Source organism: Marinobacterium sp. xm-a-152 (assembly GCF_013282965.1).
Classification (GTDB): Bacteria; Pseudomonadota; Gammaproteobacteria; order Pseudomonadales; family Balneatricaceae; genus Marinobacterium_E.
This window is the reverse complement of record NZ_WBYI01000006.1, coordinates 182,047-197,927: the sequence shown is the minus strand read 5'-3', so window position 1 is coordinate 197,927 and position 15,881 is coordinate 182,047. Positions and strand designations below refer to the sequence as shown.

The window sequence follows — 15,881 nt, the reverse complement described above, 5'->3', positions numbered from 1 at the left end:
GTGATCCTCTATTGTTTTTATATTAACTGTTCCTAATAATAGGCTAGGTATAAGCGTTAATAATAGATGCTGCTTAGGTTAAGTTTTTCTTAACTGGTTTGGTTATAGATCCCTTGGTTATTTATTAACTTTGCTAATATATGCGGCTCTCTAACAGGGTTATTGGATGTCTAAGTTTCAAATCATCGTCGGTACCGTTTATGGTTCAACTATTGAATTGGCTGATGAGTGTCAGGACTTTCTGACCGCTCAGGGACATCAGTGTGAATGGCTAGATACACCCGAGCTCTCTGATCTTGATCCATCAGCTTACCTGCTGATTATGACGGCATCGACGGGCATGGGAGACATCCCAGATGGTTTGATGCCGCTCTACTGTGATCTATTAGATGAAGAGCCGGATTTAACCCATCAGCTCTTTGCATTGGTAGGGTTAGGGGATTCAAGTTATGACTATTTCAATGGGGCGGCCAAACGACTCTTTGAAGTGTTTACGAATCTTAAAGCTCAGCCGTCGGTTGAGCCGCTCTATGTTGATGCCAATGAAGATCCTGAACCGGCAGAACCAGTTATGCGCTGGTTAGCGAGTTGGGTCGATCAGTCGGAAGGTTAGATTGATTCTCGGTTGTTTAACGCGAAGACGTTTTGGCACTGAGTGCTCCCAATACTCTTGAACTCCAGCGTTCATAATTAGCAGAGAGCCGTGGCTGAGTTCAAAGTCGATGGTCTCTTTTCTACTCTTTAGATCTCTAAATCGAAAGGTGCGAGAGCTCCCTAGTGACAGTGACGCGATGACAGGCTGTTCGCCCAGTTCTGGCTCGTTATCACTGTGCCACCCCATACTGTCATGCCCATCTCGATAGAGGTTACAAAGAACGGCATTAAATGTGTGGTTGGCCGTTGACTCGATTTTGTCTTTAATGGATTCGAGAATGTTCGGAAAGCCGCTACCCTCCATCGTCAGATTAGAATAGCGATAACCAACACCTTTTGATGCTACAAAGCACTGCAGTCTTGGAATAGGGTGGCTTTTTCCATAAAGGGTAATACTCTCTTGGCGCCACTCTAAGGTGTTTGTGAGCTCCATGAGCAACTCATCTGCTTCAGTCGAACTGAGAAAACCTTCGATCAGCTCAGCGTTCAAACGACTACTCATTACAGTTGTTTAAGATATCTTAGCAGTTGATCGGCTATGACCGGTGTCAGATCTAAGGAATTTGTCTCATGGACGATGCTGTTGCAGCTGTGAATTTCGGCAATACCTTTCAATAGTGCATATGCATCTTTAGCGAAAATACCGTGTACCCCAAGGATTAAAGGTTTACCCATCTCCGCTGACTCCAGGTGTTCAATGGTCGCTAGCATGGTTCTTCCGCTGGAGATGATGTCATCGACTAATACAGGACGATAGCCCCTGTACTGGGCCAGTTCAGGCTCTGTCACAGAGACATCGTAATCACCTGATCGCTCTTTCAACAGGATCTGATAGGGGCGATTAGATGCGTTGGCGATGGCAGCTACCCACTGCTCACTCTCTTCATCAGGGCCGATTAACAATAAGTTATCGGTTTGAGTTTTTAAGAACTCGGTAATCACCGTTTGCGCCGTGCAGACCATTCCGTTGAGTGTATAAACCGCATCCAGTGTTGGATAGCGATGTAGGTGTGGATCGACCGTTATCAGTGCATCAAAGGCGAGGGATAGGTGCTTAGCAAAGTGTCTAGAGGTGATCGATTCGCCCGTATGAAAACGTTTGTCTTGGCGCATATACGGAAGATAGGGTGTGATCAGACAGATATTGCTAGCGCCTAGCTCGCGCGCATTTTCTGCAAAACTGAGTAGTGGAAACAGTTTCTCATTGGGTTGGTATAGGTCGCAGAAAATAACCACGTTGGATTGTGCTACGTCGGTATCAACCCTGAGAAACGTCTCCCCATCAGGGAAGTGACGGATTTCAAATTGACCCAAGGGTAGACCGGTGGTTTCAGCGAGTTTTTCCGGAATAGGGTGGCTTGGAGATAGATTAAATAGAATGGAGTTTTTCATAAGTCACCTATTCACCAAAGGTTAAAATTTGTAGATGTGATTGCAGGTAATCAACTGCGTAGTTGAGCTCGCCAATGTGCTCAGCATGAATCGTTAGCATGGGTTGTCCACGTTTAATCAGATCGCCTACTTTAACGTGTAGATCAACCCCCGCCGCCGCATCAGCTGGCGCACCGGCCAACTTGGCGACTTTGGCTAGGATACGATTATCAACAGTGGCGAGAGTGCCATCCTTCTCCGCTAACATTTCGTAACGATAGTGGGCTATAGGTGGCTCTTTAAAAGCGCCTTGCGCCTGACAGATGGCAACAAATTTCTCCCAAGCTTTCCCCGTTGTAACCAACTCTCTGGCGAGCTTTTCACCTTCGCCAGGTGATACTTTACCGCTTAAATCGAGCATTGCACCGGCAAGGTAGACCGCGCGATTTAGCAGATCCTGAGGTGCTTGCTCATCACATTTTAAAACTCGGACAATATCTCGCGCTTCAAGAGCGGGTCCAATTCCTTCACCGACCGGTTGAGTCCCGTCTGTCTTAACAATGGCTAAGGTGACACCTAAGTTATCAGCCACTCGTTTAAAACTGTTTGCTAGCTTATCGGCGGCTTCATCATCTCTAACTTTAGCGGTTGGCCCTACTGGAATGTCGATCAAAACGTGGGTCGCGCCTGCGGCTACTTTTTTTGATAAAACAGAGGCGATCAGCTGTCCTTCACTGTCGATATCGAGTGCGCGTTCTACTTGAATGAGTAGATCGTCAGCAGGGCTCAGCCTCACGGACCCTCCCCAGGCTAAACAACCTCCTTCCGAGTGAACGACCTCTCGCATCTGATCTAAGGTGAGACTGACATCTGTGAGCGTCTCCATGGTGTCAGCGGTACCGGCCGGCGAGGTGATTGCTCGTGAAGAGGTTTTGGGAATGGTTAAGCCTGCAGCCGTTAATATGGAGACCACAATGGGCGTGGTGCGGTTGCCGGGTAGGCCACCTACACAGTGTTTGTCTAGGACCTGATCCAGCCCCCAATCAATAGTGCTTCCAGCATTGATCATTGCGCGCGTGAGAGAGGTGATCTCTTCATCATCTAACTTGTCGTCACCACAGGCGGTAATAAAGGCGGCTAAGTAAACATCAGCGTAACGTTCATCAACGATGTCATTAATAATTTCGCTAAACTGCTCTTCATTTAATTTATGGCCATAGACCTTTGATCGCACATGCGACAGCGAATGAACAGGCCTTGGGTGAGACAGCCATATGGACTCATGTCCTATCAGTTTAAGTTTCTCCCAAGCCGATTCAGAGAGTCCGATCTCCCCCTCGTCAATTAGGTCTCCCGTCACGATATTCAACGTGGCGATCATGTGATTCTGTTCTGTCGAGACGAGGACGCGCGTTAGGCTGTTAAACCCTTCCGATTTGCAGACAGAACTGTCTGAACGAAGGTAGATGTTGGGTTCGTGGTGTGTATCAATCCCTAAACGGCGTGCCCTTAAGGGATTCATTTTCTCTGGAAACATAGGTCACTCTTATACTAAGACTAAATTCAGTCTACTTAAAAACGGGATACTTTCCACAAGAGTTCAAACAGTAATGAGGTTTCTACTGTTATGGATCAATCGGCGCTGTTAAAATAATTGATCAACTTTGAGAGTGTATTGATGAACGATCTACCCGAACAGCCTCTATCTGTCTCCCCATCCCTAGCATCCAAGTATGGTGTGGATGGTGCGCTGCTGTTGGGTCTGATTGAACAGTACCGCCTTATTGTCAAAGCAGATGAGTTAACTCTCTCATTGTCTGCGTTGCAGGAGCGCTGCCCCTTCTGGAGTGAGGCACAGTTGCTTGAGCATCTTTACACGCTGGCATCTGAATCCCTGTTTGGTCTGCAAGTATCTGATGATCAACTGCTGATTAGTTTTGAAAAGGGAGCTTCTCAATCCGTAGCAACGCCTGCGACAAAACAAGCGCCTGCAGCCATCCAGGCGACAGCTGCTCGACCTCAAACTCATCGTTTGCCAAACTCTAGACGGAACGTGCCGCCCAGTTTTGGTGGTGGCTGGCGTCGATCAACCAATGAGTTGGACGAAATTTTCGAAGCGGCTGAACAAAAACGCAAACTTCAAATTCGTATGGATGTCTCTTGGAGGCCTGATGAGAGTTTCTATCAGTTGCTTCAGCAGCATGGTATTGAAGCTCGATTTGCGGAATCGCATCTTGATGAATTTACACTCTACTATCTGGATAAACTTGATCACCAGAGCGTTTGGAACCAGAAATTCTTAGCCTGGGTAAAACGTGCCGTTCGTGATCAAGAGAGCCGTTCGGCTAAAGCTGAACGTTTTAACGAATCTTCACAAGCCGGTGGGCAGCATGAAAAAAGTCGACGAGATACTCGGGAAAACCGAAAACGGGTTACCGCAGCCGTCATGGACCTCAAAAACCTCGACTGGTAATCGCTCACTCAGTACGCCGGAACATGAGGCGCCGCAACGCGAGCTGATCAGCCAAGAGACCAAAGCGATGGTCAACATGGTGTTTGCTCGTTTCATGGCGATCTATGGCCATAAATTCAAAAGTGCTTTTGAAACCGAGCAGGAGATTATGATTGCCAAACGTGAGTGGGCAATGAGCATCTCTGGCTATGGTGAAAATGAACTGGTAGCGGCTATTAATCGTTGTAAAGAGACCTTAGCTTGGATGCCATCCATCTCAGAGTTCCTCAACATACTAAAAGAGGTTGGAGCAGACTTTGGTCTTCCTAGCAGTTATGAAGCTTACCAAGAGGCTTGTCGATACGCGGGCGATCATCATCACGATTGGTCTCACCCTGCTGTCTATGAGGCGGCCAAGCAGACCGGTTGGTATGAGATTCGAGGGGAGGCGGAAGCCAATATCTACCCACGTTTTCGATACTACTACGATATGATTTCAAAGCGGGTGCGTGCTGGTGAGACGATTGATCAACCAGTGCCTGTTGCGATTGAAGCCAAAAGCGAAGTGACGCATGCAACCACCATGCTCGAGTTTGCTAAAACCCATCAGATCGATGAGGCTGAAGCCTGCAAATTGCTCTATTACTTGACCTTGCCTGAGGGCTCTAATGTCCGTTCGCGACAGTACCAGCAGAGTTTAGCAACGGCTCAAGATCGTGGTTGGACGCTGCCGACTACTCAATAGTCAGATTCAAGAGAACTATTTTCTTCCAAGAAAGCGTTTAAGGTGCTTCGACATTTTCGAGGCATTTTGATCGCTGATCAGTTGGTCAAACAGTTTACTCCACCCCAGAATCGATACTGAAAAGAGAAAGCCCAATTTCACATCATCAAACACAATCGCGACCAGCGTCATGGTGATCATTGTGGCAATGACCGAAACGATAAATACTTCTAATTGGCGTGGTCTAAAAAACTTCCAATAGATGAAGAAAGCGACCCCCGCGATGATGATGAAAAAGTGCATCGGTTACTCCTTAGTCTCTGGCTCGAGTTGCTCTTTGAGCTGCTTGATCAGGTTCGCAGGTAGATCCTTTACTGTCAAAGTTTCACTGTTTGGATCGAAAGAGATCGATTTCCCGAGGGATTCGTTGCTGAAGCTGATCGATACCTCACGCGTTCTGCCGGTGTAGCGAACGTATTTTTTCAGACTGGCGCGATCGGGAATGAACTGCTCTTTAAGTTCTGGGGCTTCAGAGGCGATGTATTGATCAAACCCAACCTCTTGGTCACTTTCAACAGAGGCAGTTAGGTCACGATAACTTACGGACTCACCCGCTTTGGATTGTTCTATACAGAACTCGGCGACCTCTTTCTGATAACGTTTACCAGACTCTTCCGGCATATTGGCACTGTAGTCACGAACCACCTCCATGAAGCGTTCTGTGTCAGCTTGAGTATCTACAGTATCGAAGAAGCCAATAAACTCAGCCAAAGCTCGAGTGGCGGAGCGGTCACCAAAACCGAAGCCTAAGGTTAGGTAGCGACTGGCACTAGGGTCAAACAGGCGCTTTAGATCGATGCAGCAACAGAGCCCCATTTTTGAAAACTCAAGCTGTTCTGATTCAATCAGCTCATTGCTCTCATCAAAACACCATCCGTCGGACTGTTTTAATTGAGCTATCCAGAGCTCGTGCAGGTCGGTCTCATCTTGCTCGATGAACGCCCAGTAACCATCCGTCTCTAAATCCTCACTCTCAAACATCACGGCTAACAGCTCGACGACTTTAGAGGTGAATTGAGTCAGGTCCAGGCCCTTCTCTTGCCAGTTCAGCAGTAGACCTTTGAAGCTCGTTGCTTCATCCGTAAAACGGCCATATCGCTTAGTGGCCCTGCGTGTGAATACTTGATCGATTTCGTTCAGCAGTTTTCGGGCATTAAGTTCTGACGCAATAGGTTGCTCTTTCAGGTGAAAGGACTGATCACCAGTCTGACGAGTTAATCGGTGAGCGATAGCGCGAACACTGTTCATTACAAGAGCCTATTGTGGTTGGCGAAAGTGTGGGCCGAACATTTGATCGGTTGCCTGTTTCAGTGCATCGGACACCGAGGATGAGCGAAGCGCTTGAACCATCAATACTCGATGCACCGGCAGGTACATCAAGTCTGCTAGGATACGACTGAAGGCGTTCTGCCCAGCATCACACTGGGCTAGTGCCTCTAAAAATAGAGTTAAAAGTGTTGGCTCGAGCAGCGCGTTTTCACAACGGGTTGCGATCGCAGCAAGCAGTTCTGCACTCTGTGCCGCGCTGCTATTGAGAACAGCTTCAATCGCCTGATGCGTATGGCTTTCTGTTTTAGCACTGGAGAGCGCACGGATAAGAAGCGAGATGAGCACAGGGTCTCTGTTTTCGCTTAATGCCTCTGTTAGCTGCTGCAACAGCTTTTCGGATAGGTCGCTGCAAGGCTTTGCGTGTTCAAGCAACCCAAGAACCTGAGCGTGTAAACCTTCTGGAAGCTGATTCAGTACGTTCACCAAAGTGGCTTCGTTACCTGACTGTTCAAGTCTTACAACAAAATCAGCCAAGCCCTGAAGTGACAAGTTCTCCCAGCCTGTATCAAGGTTGGGCTGGCTGATAAATTGCTGCACAGGCTCATAATAGGCCGATGCTGCTTGGTGGTTATCCAGAGCCGCTTTGGCATGAAACAGTGCCATCTTTTCATCGCTTGGTTTAAACGCGAAAGGATTCTCTTTGAGGCTGTCTTCTGTTGGAACACCGTCGATACTGGATTGAACGTTTTGCAGGAGGCGATTGACGATATCATCACGCACAGCGCTGAGCAGAAACCCTTGCTCATCGAGCGGTAACTTTAAAAACCAGACAGCATTCTCATCAGCAGACTTAGGATTCCAAAGTAGTAGAGCGATCCAAGCGTGCTGCAGATAGGGAGTAGGGTAAGGGGTGGCTTGAGTCTCGATGCGTTCAAACTCGTCAGCACTGAATGCCCTGATACGACGGCCGAGATCGTAGATACGCATCGCGGTTCCGGCCTGTTTGAATAGTGCGGTTAAAGTTACCTGTTGATCGCTCATCGCTGACTCCATTTTCTAAGCGCGCGATTTTACCATGTCGGCGAGCGAATCACAGGTTGCCGAGCAGAATCCTCTCTTCTGCCTGTTCAATTTCACGAGGAGAACCGTTCAGAATCAAGGTGTCGCCTTCATTAAGCAGCAGAGTACCCGATGGGTTGTCGATCTCCTCACCTTGTTGAATCAGTGAGCTGATCTCTAACTCTAGGTCGAGGGCGTCTAAAGTTTTGCCACAAGCATAGGCGTTTTCAGAGAGAGTAACCGCGTGCTTTTGAATAACTCGGCTAGGGTCTAGATCGGCTTTGAGGGATTGTCCGCCGTGCACGAAACCATGCAATATCCGATAACGTTGTGATCTTACGGTACGGATGCGTTCTTTGATGATATCGGCGGGAACATCCAGCAGTGTGAGGACGTGAGAGACCAACATTAGGCTGCCCTCTAGGGCCTCAGGTACCACTTCTGCTGCTCCGTATATCTGAAACTGCTCTAAGTGATAATCATCCTGAGTTCTAACGAGTACTGGGATATCACCGAATTCGCGCTTGATCTGTTTTAACGTCTCAAGGCTCGACTTGGGGTTAGGCAGCGTCAGAATAATCAGACGAGCATTCGCAGCTCCCAAGCCTCGCATAATGTCGACACGTTTGGCATCGCCGTAATAGGCAGGCTCACCGGCTGAAGAGGCCTCTTTAATACGAACCGGATCTGGATCGATGGCTACGTATTGAATCCCCATCTGCTTCAGAAAACGAGCCACAATCTGTCCAACACGACCGTAGCCACAAATGATGACATGGTCGGAGAGTTCATGATGTTGGCTGGCGGCATTGGCATGCTGGTGCTCTGGTACAGACTCAGTGCTGTTTGCGGTTGGGAAAAAACGCTCTGCAATCCAATCGGCTTTATCTAATAGGCTAGGTGTAATGACCATCGAAATGATAATGGTGGAGACAAGGACCGCGTTTAGGTCACTGTCGATCACATGGTAGGTCAGAGCAACCGCGAGTAGGGCAAAGCCAAATTCACCACCTTGAGCTAGACTGATGCCTGCTTTCAGGGAGGTGTTGGCGTTATTACCGAAGAGCCGACCTAGCAGCAAAATGACGAGGGTTTTCGCCGTGACCAACATCAGAGTCGTTAAAATAACCCAGTGGATATTTTCAACGAGCGCCGATAGATCAAGCTGCATACCCACAGTGACGAAGAAGAGGCCTAGCAGCACATCTCTAAATGGGCGTATGTCATTCTCAAGTTGATGCTTAAAGTGACTCTCGCCCAACATCATGCCCGCTAAGAAGCCACCCAGTGCCATAGATAGACCGGCTGCGTGAGTAATCCAAGCCGCCGTCATAGCGGTGACCAATGCAACCAGGACAAATAGCTCGTCGGAGCGTTCACGGGCGATCTCATTAAACAGCGCGGGAAGAATTTTGTGCCCAAGAATGAGAAGCAGTAGAAGTAACCCGGCGCCTTGCAGTAGTGGCCAGATGATTGATTCGCTGCTTTCAGCGGTGCTGGTTCCAAGCGCAGGGACTAAGATCAGAAAAACGACCGCGGCAATATCTTGAAATAGCAGAATCCCAAAGGATAGTTGCCCATGTGGTTGGCCTAGCTGCTGGAGTCGAATGAGCTCCTTAGTCACGATGGCCGTTGATGATAAAGCTAATGCACCGGCTAGAACGATGGAGGGTGCCAACTCCATTCCCATTAGTAGCGATAAGCCGATGAAAATAGCGGAGGTAGTAATGACTTGGGCTGAACCTAAGCCAAGAACGGTTTTGCGCATGGCAATCATTTTTGGCAATGAGAACTCAAGACCCAGCATGAACAGAAGGAATACAACGCCAAGCTCCGAAAGCAGCGCCATCTGATCGGGGTGTGCAACTTGAAGCGCAAACGGGCCAATCAGGGCGCCCATAGCTAGGTAGGCCAAAATGGCTGGCAGTTTTAAACGTCTGAACAGGGTGGTGGCAATAACGGCACCAATGAAAATAAGCAGTATCTGTTCAAATAGACCGTAGCTTTCAGCCATTAGTATCCCCGCTGAGTGCACTATCGAGTTGTTGAATCTGAGCGATTAATTGGGTGTTCTCTGTACGACTCTTCAATGCCTCTTCGGCATAGGGGTGGATGTCACTAGAGTCAGGCAGAGGAATATTAGTTTTTAAAAGGGCTTCCAGCCTAGGTATCAAAATCCACTGCAACCACTGAGTAAACTCAAGCGTGTCGATGCAAAAAGGTTGCTGGCTGTTTAACGCTTCCTCTGAGGGTGGCGATGCTTCCCACAGAGATAAACGCTCCATCTCATCTCTGATCGCTGCGATCGATAGTGTAACGGCTTGAGCTTTACTCATCGTTGGTTTCGAACTTGGTGATAGCGGCTTTAATACCGTTGAGTCGTTTAAAGCTGATCTCTTGCGCGGTGCTTAGGAAGTCCAGCATGAAGTCTGACTCTTTCTGCTCTTCGCGGATAGCCGCATAGAGTGTGCACCACAAACCCTCTTCACCCAAGGACTTGGCATCGATGAACTGCTTTTCAAGATACTCGTGCAGTGCCCAATTTGGCAGCGCAGCCACGCCTCGACCACTAGCAACCAGCTGCACCATCATAACAGTTAACTCCGCCGTGCGAATTTCTTGAGGTTCGATACCTGCTGGGTCTAAAAATCGTGTGAACAGATCCAAACGGTTTTGATCGACGGGGTAGGTGATCAGGGTCTCTTCCGATAGATCCGACGGCTCAATCTGCTTTTTAGCGTTGAGTCGGTGTTGGCGACTAAGGGCGAGCATCGATTCGTAACTGAACAGTGGAACGTAGTGAATGCCGTTTCTTGGCTCTGGATCCGATGTGATAACAAGATCGATATCACCACGAGCCAGTGCAGGCAGTGGCTGGAATGTAAAGCCGGTTGAAAGATCCATCTCAACTTCAGGCCAATTCTTGCGGAATGAGTCGATGGTTGGCATGAGCCAATCAAAACAGCTATGACACTCGATACAGATATTCAAACGACCAACTTCACCACCCGCTAAGCGAGCAATATCACGCTCGGCTGTTCGGATCATCGGTAGAATATCATCCGCCAACGATAGTATGCGTTGACCAGCAGAGGTAAAACTAATCGGTTTGGTTTTGCGGATGAACAGCGAGCAGTTTAGGCGCTCTTCGAGATCTTTGATTTGGTGTGAAAGGGCCGATTGGGTTAAGTGAACCCGCTCTGCAGCTTCGACAAGGCTACCGGCATCTCTTAATGCCACAAGAGTTTTAAGATGTCGAAGATCGATCATGGCTGACTCCGGCTAATTGCATTGAGGCCAGTATAGACCATAACAAGTAAGCAGCCCATGGACTGCTTACTCAAAGGGTTAAATGCCTACTAGAAGGAACTCCAGAAGTGCTTTTTGGGCGTGTAGGCGGTTTTCAGCTTCTTGGAACGCAACGCAACGCGGGTCGTCCATCATTTCGTCGCTGACCTCTTCACCGCGGTGAGCCGGCAGGCAGTGCATGAATAGAGCATCCGGTTTAGCGAGATCCATCAATGCTGTATTGACTTGGAATCCATCAAAACGCTTCAGACGAAGAGCCTCTTCCTCCTCCTGTCCCATTGATGCCCAAACATCGGTTACAACCAGGTCGCTATCTTTAACGGCTTCTTTAGGATCATGAGTAATTGTTACACGACCAGGGTTTGCGGCAAGCAGCTCTGCATCTGGCTCAAAACCTTTAGGACAAGCGACGTTTAAATGGAAATCAAACTGGCGAGCCGCATTGATGTAGCTACTGCACATGTTATTGCCATCACCAACCCATGCCACGGTCTTACCTTTAATAGAGCCTCGGATCTCTTGATAGGTTTGCATGTCGGCAAGTAGCTGACAGGGGTGGAACTCATCGGTCAGCGCGTTGATGACCGGCACCTTGGAGTTGGCTGCAAAGGTTTCAACTAATTCGTGGCTGAAGGTGCGAATCATCACTACGTCAACCATGCTAGAGATGACTCGAGCGCTGTCTTCAATCGGTTCACCGCGTCCTAGCTGGGTGTCGCGAGGGGATAGGAACATCGCATGACCACCAAACTGTGCCATGCCTGCTTCGAAGGAGACACGTGTTCGTGTAGACGACTTTTCAAAGATCATCGCCATTACGCGATTCTTGAGTGGCTCGTAGATCTCTCCCGCATTGCGCATGCGTTTGAGTTCAATCGCACGATTGATCAGTTTGTTAAGCTCTTCAGGTGTTAGGTCTAGAAGAGTTAGAAAGTGTCTTGTTCCCATAAAAATTAAAACGTCAGCCACATACATGACTGACGATATCCTAAATAAAGTTAGTTTTGATTACTTTGCAAGTAGCTGATGAACTAGCTCAGATACAGTCTCTATCAGTTGCTCTGCTTCAGACTCAGAGATGATTAGAGGTGGTAGCAATCGAATAACCTTACCTCCTCCATTCACATTGAGCAATAGCTGATTGTCAGAGGCAAGTTTAGCTAAGCCAGCAATGTCAGTATTAAACTGACAACCGATCATCAACCCTTTGCCTCGTACCTCAACAAATTCCTCAAGGTCGGCAAAGCGAGAGGCCAAGCCATCACGAATCTGCTGGCCACGAGCCATCGCATTGGCCATCAGCTCTTCATTTTGGATGGTGTTGTAAACGGCAAGCGCCGCCGCACATACCAATGGATTACCACCGTAGGTTGAGCCGTGGTTACCAGGACCGAATACATGGTTGCCATGTTTTGCAACCAAGCAGGCACCAATAGGAACCCCGTTGCCTAGACCTTTTGCAGTGGTCAATACGTCAGGCTGTACACCTTCATGTTGGAAGGCAAAGTATTTGCCAGTACGTCCATTACCTGTTTGGACCTCATCAAGCATGAGCAGCCACTCATTCTCATCACAAATCTCACGCAGTGCTTTTAGGTAGCCGTCGGTAGGGACGTGTACGCCACCTTCACCCTGAACAGGCTCTACAAGAATCGCCACAATGCTGCGGTTGTTTGATGCGACCTTCTTAATCGCTTCAACATCATCGTATGGCACGCGCACGAAGCCACTCAGAAGCGGTTCAAACCCCGCTTGTATGGCACGATTTCCCGTGGCTGACAGCGTTGCCATGGTGCGGCCATGAAAACTCTGTTCCATCACAATGATAGACGGATTAGTGATGCCGCGATCGTTACCGTATTTACGAGCAATCTTGATTGCCGCCTCATTCGATTCCGCACCGGAGTTACAGAAGTAGACCGCTTCCATATTGGTCTCTTTACACAACTTTTCACCCAGCTGCTGTTGCAGAGAGATCTCGTACAGGTTGGAGGTGTGAATCAGTTTAGCGGCTTGTTCGCTGAGTGCTTGAGTAACGGCAGGGTGAGCGTGACCAAGACCGGTAACTGCGATGCCAGAGAGTGCATCCAGATAGCGTCGCCCTTCAGTGTCGTACAACCAAACGCCTTCACCGTGGGTGAAAGCAACAGGTAACCGAGCGTAGGTGGGCATTACAGGGGTCATGGTCATTGAAAGTGTTCTCCATAAAACGCAAAAAGACAGCCGTGGCTGTCGCTGGAGACTAATATTATTTTGTGCTTACAAAATAAGCAATCTTAGAGTGGTTATAACCGAGTTTTTTACTCAGATTTACTGTATAGTGCGCCCATTCGTTCAATGAGATTTAAGAGGTGAGTTAATGAGCACTTTAGAGACAATTAAAGAACAGATCGAAAGCAATGCCATTCTTCTTTACATGAAAGGCACACCTCGCTTTCCTCAGTGTGGTTTTTCATCACGTGCATCTGAAGCGTTGATGTCGTGTAACGAACGTTTTGCTTTCGTAAACATCCTTGAGAACCCTGACATTCGTGCAGAACTACCAAAGTACGCTAACTGGCCGACCTTCCCTCAGTTGTGGGTTAATGGTGAGCTAGTCGGCGGGTGTGACATTATCTGTGATATGGCAGCGAGCGGTGAACTACAGACATTGGTCTCTGAAGCGGCTAAATCTGAAGAGGGTGACAACGCTGAGGGTTAATCCCCGCTGACGCTTGTTAGTCCAGCTCGCTCTCTTCTCTGAGGGCGAGCATCATGTCCCATCCCCCCATCTCTTTCCACTGATTGACAATCATGCAAAATAGCTCGGCCGTTTTCTCTGTGTCGTAGAGAGCGGAGTGCGCCTGTTTGTTGTCGAAGCTAATTCCGGCGAGATCGCACGCCTTAGCGAGGACCGTATGGCCATACGCTAGACCCGCCAGTGTGGCGGTATCAAAAGTGGAGAATGGGTGGAATGGATTGCGCTTGATGTCACAACGATCAGCTGCATTGCATACAAAGCTATGATCAAAGTGGGCGTTATGTCCAACCAAAATGGCTCGTTTGCAGTCATGCGCTTTAACCGCTTTGCGGATAGGCTTGAAGATCTTCTCCATCGCCATGAGTTCTGGCTCGGCCTCACGATCCGGCGACCAAGGGTCGATGCCGGTGAAATCCAACGCCGATTGTTCTAGGTTTGCCCCTTCGAAAGGCTCTACGTGCGCCTCAATTGACTGATCTACGATCAGGTAGCCCTCTTCATCCATGGTCAGAGTGACCGCTGCAATCTCTAAGAGAGCATCGGTTTGAGCATTGAATCCAGCCGTTTCGACATCAACAACAACGGGAAGATAACCACGGAAACGGTCTGCCATTGGGTGACGCTGTTTCGAATTTGGCACAGTAGATCCTTACTCTTCGATGGGGTTTTATGGAGTTTAACAAATCCAAAGGATAAGGGCAGAGTTAAAACTCAGATCTACTGATATTTATTTAAATGTTCGCTATAATTTCCCCCCATAAATTTTAGCGCTGTCTGATTCATGAGTTCAGTGCGCCGTATTAACCTCTACCCAGATCGGGTGAGCATGGAGTTGGAGTCGTCAATGTCCGACATTAAAAAAGTCGTTTTAGCTTATTCTGGTGGTTTGGATACCTCTGTAATCGTTCGTTGGTTACAAGATGAGTACAATGCCGAAGTTGTAACCTTTACTGCTGACATCGGTCAGGGTGAAGAGGTTGAGCCAGCGCGAGCTAAAGCTGAAGCCTTGGGCGTCAAGGAGATCTACATCGAAGATCTTCGTGAAGAGTTTGTTCGTGACTACGTATTCCCAATGTTCCGTGCGAACACTATTTACGAAGGTGAATACCTACTGGGTACTTCAATCGCTCGTCCACTCATCGCTAAGCGTCTGGTTGAGATCGCTAACGAGACTGGTGCTGATGCGATTTCACACGGTGCGACCGGTAAAGGTAACGATCAGGTACGTTTCGAATTGGGTGCCTACGCACTGAAACCGGGCGTGCACGTCATTGCACCTTGGCGTGAGTGGGATCTTAACTCGCGTGAGAAGTTGATGGCTTACTGTGAAACTCACAACATCCCAGTCGATTTCTCTAACAAAAAGAAAAAATCACCTTACTCTATGGATGCGAACCTGCTTCACATCTCATACGAAGGCGGCATTCTTGAAGATCCTTGGGCAGAAGCTGAAGCCGATATGTGGCGTTGGTCTGTCTCTCCAGAGGAGGCTCCAGATCAGCCAACTTACCTTGAATTGACCTACCGTCAGGGTGACATCGTTGCGATCAACGGTGAAGAGATGTCTCCAGCTACCGTATTGACTTACCTTAACAAGGTGGGTGGTGAAAACGGTATCGGTCGTCTTGATATCGTAGAGAACCGTTTCGTAGGTATGAAGTCACGTGGCTGTTACGAAACACCGGGTGGAACCATCATGCTGCCTGCACACCGTGCGATTGAATCGATTACTCTAGATCGTGAAACGGCTCACCTAAAAGATGAGTTGATGCCACGTTACGCTAAAGTCATCTACAACGGCTTCTGGTGGTCAGAAGAGCGTAAGATGCTTCAAACGATGATCGACGAGAGTCAGAAGTACGTGAACGGTGAAGTTCGTGTGAAGCTGTACAAAGGTAACGTGACGGTTGTTGGTCGTCGCTCTGAAGAGAGTCTGTTCGACGAGAGCATTGCAACCTTTGAAGATGACGCAGGCTCTTACGATCAGAAAGACGCAGCTGGCTTCATTAAGTTGAATGCACTTCGTATGCGTATCGCTGCTAGCAAAGGTCGTAAGTTCGACTAATCGTCAACTAGTCTAGTTTGCTAAATCGAAGCCCGAATCATCGTTAAGATGACTCGGGTTTTTTGTTTTTTCAGTGATCTCAGTTGCTCTGTTATGAGTTCAATCAATTGCATCAGGTAGATGTGATCGATAAAATTGCTCTTAGTTAGTTTTTGAACCTAAAGGGTTGTTGCTACAA

17 protein-coding genes are annotated in these 15,881 nt (G+C 48.3%); 5 read left to right on the top strand and 12 right to left on the bottom strand.

Annotated features, from left to right (window positions below; translation table 11 throughout):
* Positions 1-166 precede the first annotated feature (166 nt).
* Entirely contained in the window at positions 167-613 is a 447-nt protein-coding gene (locus XMA152_RS07710; RefSeq protein WP_173483243.1) for a flavodoxin domain-containing protein, read from the top strand.
* On the opposite strand, the gene XMA152_RS07705 is transcribed toward XMA152_RS07710, so the two are convergent.
* Genes XMA152_RS07705 through XMA152_RS07695 form a run of 3 tightly spaced genes read right to left on the bottom strand, consistent with a single transcriptional unit; the run spans position 581 to position 3,562 of the window.
* Positions 581-1,156, bottom strand: coding sequence for an alpha-ketoglutarate-dependent dioxygenase AlkB (locus XMA152_RS07705; protein WP_173483242.1), 576 nt, complete (start codon positions 1,154-1,156; stop codon positions 581-583). The two genes, XMA152_RS07710 and XMA152_RS07705, sit on opposite strands and share 33 nt — an antisense overlap.
* Positions 1,156-2,046 (bottom strand): ribose-phosphate diphosphokinase, encoded by an 891-nt coding sequence (locus XMA152_RS07700; protein WP_173483241.1) that lies wholly within the window; start codon positions 2,044-2,046, stop codon positions 1,156-1,158. The genes XMA152_RS07705 and XMA152_RS07700 overlap by 1 nt, the downstream gene beginning before the upstream one ends.
* Before the next feature lie 7 nt (positions 2,047-2,053).
* On the bottom strand, positions 2,054-3,562 hold the full coding sequence (locus XMA152_RS07695; protein WP_173483240.1) for a thymidine phosphorylase family protein: 1,509 nt from the start codon (positions 3,560-3,562) through the stop codon (positions 2,054-2,056).
* 141 nt (positions 3,563-3,703) lie between these two features.
* Here XMA152_RS07695 and XMA152_RS07690 point away from each other — a divergent pair, with 141 nt between their 5' ends.
* Both XMA152_RS07690 and XMA152_RS07685 read left to right on the top strand, forming a co-directional pair.
* Positions 3,704-4,498, top strand: a complete 795-nt coding sequence (locus XMA152_RS07690; protein WP_173483239.1) for a DnaT-like ssDNA-binding domain-containing protein — start codon at positions 3,704-3,706, stop codon at positions 4,496-4,498.
* Positions 4,416-5,222 (top strand): replication protein P, encoded by an 807-nt coding sequence (locus XMA152_RS07685; protein WP_173483238.1) that lies wholly within the window; start codon positions 4,416-4,418, stop codon positions 5,220-5,222. The genes XMA152_RS07690 and XMA152_RS07685 overlap by 83 nt, the downstream gene beginning before the upstream one ends.
* A 15-nt stretch (positions 5,223-5,237) precedes the next feature.
* Here the strand turns inward: XMA152_RS07685 and XMA152_RS07680 are convergent, their stop codons facing one another.
* From XMA152_RS07680 to XMA152_RS07645, 8 genes are all read right to left on the bottom strand, one after another.
* On the bottom strand, positions 5,238-5,504 hold the full coding sequence (locus XMA152_RS07680; RefSeq protein WP_173481997.1) for a hypothetical protein: 267 nt from the start codon (positions 5,502-5,504) through the stop codon (positions 5,238-5,240).
* A gap of 3 nt (positions 5,505-5,507) precedes the next feature.
* Positions 5,508-6,509, bottom strand: a complete 1,002-nt coding sequence (locus XMA152_RS07675; RefSeq protein WP_173483237.1) for a nucleoid-associated protein — start codon at positions 6,507-6,509, stop codon at positions 5,508-5,510.
* 9 nt (positions 6,510-6,518) lie between these two features.
* On the bottom strand, positions 6,519-7,571 hold the full coding sequence (locus XMA152_RS07670; protein ID WP_173483236.1) for a DUF3549 family protein: 1,053 nt from the start codon (positions 7,569-7,571) through the stop codon (positions 6,519-6,521).
* A gap of 49 nt (positions 7,572-7,620) precedes the next feature.
* Positions 7,621-9,603: a monovalent cation:proton antiporter family protein gene (locus XMA152_RS07665; protein WP_173483235.1), complete on the bottom strand. Its 1,983-nt coding sequence runs from the start codon at positions 9,601-9,603 to the stop codon at positions 7,621-7,623.
* Complete coding sequence (locus XMA152_RS07660) at positions 9,596-9,925, bottom strand: YqcC family protein (RefSeq protein WP_173483234.1); 330 nt, start codon at positions 9,923-9,925, stop codon at positions 9,596-9,598. The genes XMA152_RS07665 and XMA152_RS07660 overlap by 8 nt, the downstream gene beginning before the upstream one ends.
* Positions 9,918-10,859: a LysR family transcriptional regulator gene (locus XMA152_RS07655; protein WP_173483233.1), complete on the bottom strand. Its 942-nt coding sequence runs from the start codon at positions 10,857-10,859 to the stop codon at positions 9,918-9,920. Before XMA152_RS07655 ends, XMA152_RS07660 begins: the two co-directional genes overlap by 8 nt.
* 78 nt (positions 10,860-10,937) lie before the next feature.
* Entirely contained in the window at positions 10,938-11,846 is a 909-nt protein-coding gene (gene argF, locus XMA152_RS07650; protein WP_173483232.1) for an ornithine carbamoyltransferase, read from the bottom strand.
* A gap of 60 nt (positions 11,847-11,906) precedes the next feature.
* On the bottom strand, positions 11,907-13,088 hold the full coding sequence (locus XMA152_RS07645; protein ID WP_217363899.1) for an aspartate aminotransferase family protein: 1,182 nt from the start codon (positions 13,086-13,088) through the stop codon (positions 11,907-11,909).
* A gap of 169 nt (positions 13,089-13,257) precedes the next feature.
* On the opposite strand from XMA152_RS07645, the gene grxD reads away from it, so the two are divergent.
* Positions 13,258-13,599 carry a Grx4 family monothiol glutaredoxin gene (grxD, locus tag XMA152_RS07640; RefSeq protein ID WP_173483231.1) on the top strand — a complete coding sequence of 114 codons (342 nt, stop codon included), beginning with the start codon at positions 13,258-13,260 and terminating at the stop codon, positions 13,597-13,599.
* 16 nt (positions 13,600-13,615) lie between these two features.
* On the opposite strand, the gene rnt is transcribed toward grxD, so the two are convergent.
* Positions 13,616-14,251 (bottom strand): ribonuclease T, encoded by a 636-nt coding sequence (rnt, locus tag XMA152_RS07635; RefSeq protein WP_173483279.1) that lies wholly within the window; start codon positions 14,249-14,251, stop codon positions 13,616-13,618.
* Between the two features lie 231 nt (positions 14,252-14,482).
* Here rnt and XMA152_RS07630 point away from each other — a divergent pair, with 231 nt between their 5' ends.
* Entirely contained in the window at positions 14,483-15,703 is a 1,221-nt protein-coding gene (locus XMA152_RS07630) for an argininosuccinate synthase (protein ID WP_173483230.1), read from the top strand.
* The last annotated feature ends 178 nt before the right edge of the window (positions 15,704-15,881 follow it).

What these genes read in the sequence shown, in the direction of transcription:
- XMA152_RS07710 (WP_173483243.1), top strand. Translation starts at nt 167, where the DNA reads ATGTCTAAGTTTCAAATCATCGTCGGTACCGTTTATGGTTCAACTATT.
- XMA152_RS07705 (WP_173483242.1), bottom strand. Translation starts at nt 1,156, where the DNA reads ATGAGTAGTCGTTTGAACGCTGAGCTGATCGAAGGTTTTCTCAGTTCG.
- XMA152_RS07700 (WP_173483241.1), bottom strand. Translation starts at nt 2,046, where the DNA reads ATGAAAAACTCCATTCTATTTAATCTATCTCCAAGCCACCCTATTCCG.
- XMA152_RS07695 (WP_173483240.1), bottom strand. Translation starts at nt 3,562, where the DNA reads ATGTTTCCAGAGAAAATGAATCCCTTAAGGGCACGCCGTTTAGGGATT.
- XMA152_RS07690 (WP_173483239.1), top strand. Translation starts at nt 3,704, where the DNA reads ATGAACGATCTACCCGAACAGCCTCTATCTGTCTCCCCATCCCTAGCA.
- XMA152_RS07685 (WP_173483238.1), top strand. Translation starts at nt 4,416, where the DNA reads ATGAAAAAAGTCGACGAGATACTCGGGAAAACCGAAAACGGGTTACCG.
- XMA152_RS07680 (WP_173481997.1), bottom strand. Translation starts at nt 5,504, where the DNA reads ATGCACTTTTTCATCATCATCGCGGGGGTCGCTTTCTTCATCTATTGG.
- XMA152_RS07675 (WP_173483237.1), bottom strand. Translation starts at nt 6,509, where the DNA reads ATGAACAGTGTTCGCGCTATCGCTCACCGATTAACTCGTCAGACTGGT.
- XMA152_RS07670 (WP_173483236.1), bottom strand. Translation starts at nt 7,571, where the DNA reads ATGAGCGATCAACAGGTAACTTTAACCGCACTATTCAAACAGGCCGGA.
- XMA152_RS07665 (WP_173483235.1), bottom strand. Translation starts at nt 9,603, where the DNA reads ATGGCTGAAAGCTACGGTCTATTTGAACAGATACTGCTTATTTTCATT.
- XMA152_RS07660 (WP_173483234.1), bottom strand. Translation starts at nt 9,925, where the DNA reads ATGAGTAAAGCTCAAGCCGTTACACTATCGATCGCAGCGATCAGAGAT.
- XMA152_RS07655 (WP_173483233.1), bottom strand. Translation starts at nt 10,859, where the DNA reads ATGATCGATCTTCGACATCTTAAAACTCTTGTGGCATTAAGAGATGCC.
- argF (WP_173483232.1), bottom strand. Translation starts at nt 11,846, where the DNA reads ATGGGAACAAGACACTTTCTAACTCTTCTAGACCTAACACCTGAAGAG.
- XMA152_RS07645 (WP_217363899.1), bottom strand. Translation starts at nt 13,088, where the DNA reads ATGACCATGACCCCTGTAATGCCCACCTACGCTCGGTTACCTGTTGCT.
- grxD (WP_173483231.1), top strand. Translation starts at nt 13,258, where the DNA reads ATGAGCACTTTAGAGACAATTAAAGAACAGATCGAAAGCAATGCCATT.
- rnt (WP_173483279.1), bottom strand. Translation starts at nt 14,251, where the DNA reads ATGGCAGACCGTTTCCGTGGTTATCTTCCCGTTGTTGTTGATGTCGAA.
- XMA152_RS07630 (WP_173483230.1), top strand. Translation starts at nt 14,483, where the DNA reads ATGTCCGACATTAAAAAAGTCGTTTTAGCTTATTCTGGTGGTTTGGAT.